Genomic DNA, 1,769 nt, shown 5'->3' with positions numbered 1-1,769 from the left:
GCAACCGAAATTAACTTTTCTAAAGAAAGTTACGGAATGGATTGGCTTGGAAAATCCTACGCTCGACTTTTGGCAACTGACGAAACTACTACCCTTTTAAAAGAAGATGAAACTTTTAACCAAAAGCCTGAAAACGCAAACTCTGAAAACCTACTCATAAAAGGCGACAATTTGGAAGTGCTAAAGCACCTAAGTAACGCCTATTACGAAAAAATTAAAATGATATACATTGACCCGCCTTACAACACAGGCAGTGATGGCTTTGTATATGCAGACGACCGTAAATTTACCAAAGACGAACTACAAGAATTGGCAGGTATAAGTGAAGAACGAGCCAAACGCATTTTAGACTTTACCCAAAGCAACAGCAACTCACATTCTGCTTGGTTAACTTTTATATACCCAAGATTATATATTGCAAAACAACTACTTAAAGATGATGGTGTTATTTTTATTTCTATTGATGATAATGAAGTGGCACAATTACGACTTTTAATGGATGAGATTTTTGGGGAGGAGAATTTTGTAAATAAAATTGTTTGGAAAAAAAACAGCAGTGGGAAAACAGTAAGTGAAAAATATCCTGAAAATATTGATTATATTTTAATGTTTTCAAAAAGTGGACATTATGAATTAGAAAATATTTACAAACCTTTGGCAGAATCAACAATTAAAATGTATTCAAAAGATGATAATAATGATGGCAGAGGGAAATATAGACTATATCCACTTCAAAAAACAGGTTCTCCAGGTCCAGAAACAACTTATGATTATGTAGATAATAGTGGGAAAATATGGAAATGTCCTAAAAAAGGATGGAGAATCAATAAAAACAAAATGAAATCATTAGAAAATGATAATAGATTATATTTAAAAAATGACAAATTAAATGAAAAAGCTTATTGGAATGAAAGAGAAAATGATGGGCAAATAGCAGATACATTATGGGATGATATGCCTGAAAATAATGTAGGAACAGCAGAAGTTGATAAGTTGTTAGGAAAAGCAATTTTCACTAATCCCAAACCCACAGGATTGATAAAAAGATGTATAAAGACAATTATTAAACAAGACGATCTAATCCTTGATTTCTTTGCAGGTTCAGGAACAACCGCAGATGCCGTAATGCAACTCAACGCAGAAGACGGTGGAAACAGAAAATTTTATTTTAGCACAACTACCCGAAAACATAGACCAAAAGAAAAACAAAACCGCTTACGATTTTGTAAAAGATGGGTTAAAAGTAGCAGAACCTACCATTTTTGAAATAACAAAGGAACGCTTAATAAGAGACCGCTAAAAAAATACAAGAAGAAAACAAAGACAAAGATTTATCAAATCAAGATTTAGGTTTCAAGATATTTGAAACAATGCCCATTTGGGACGATTACCATTTTGAGGCAGACGAATTAGACCCACAACAAACGCTACTTTTTGATGAAAGCAAACTCACCCCAGCAGACATAAAAGCCTTACTCATTACTTGGAAAACCTATGATGGTGTTTCGCTTACAGAAAATCTACAAGAAACAGATTTAAACAATTACATAGCCCATTACAGTAGTGGCAAATTGTATTTAATGGACAAAGGGTTTAAAACAGAAAATCTTAAAACATTATTAGAAAAAATAGATAGCGACAAAAAGTTTAATCCAACGACTGTCATTGCCTTTGGTTACCATTTTGAAAGCAAAAATTTGCGCGAAATTAGCGAAAACATCAAGTCTTATGCCAATAAAAAAAGCATTGATGTTGACTTTATAACGCGA

1 protein-coding gene and 1 pseudogene are annotated in these 1,769 nt (G+C 32.8%); both read left to right on the top strand.

What is annotated here, in order from left to right:
- On the top strand, window positions 1-1,266 hold a 1,266-nt coding region (locus tag BAZSYMA_RS06730), incomplete at its 5' end, for a site-specific DNA-methyltransferase (protein WP_241502575.1).
- 104 nt (window positions 1,267-1,370) lie between these two features.
- A pseudogene (locus BAZSYMA_RS06725) lies at window positions 1,371-1,769 on the top strand (site-specific DNA-methyltransferase); the annotation flags it as partial.

Origin of the sequence: Bathymodiolus azoricus thioautotrophic gill symbiont (assembly GCF_001298715.1) — a bacterium.
Lineage (GTDB): Bacteria > Pseudomonadota > Gammaproteobacteria > PS1 > Pseudothioglobaceae > Thiodubiliella.
Note: the sequence above shows the minus strand (reverse complement) of the source record. Positions and strands in the feature narration are given on the sequence as shown.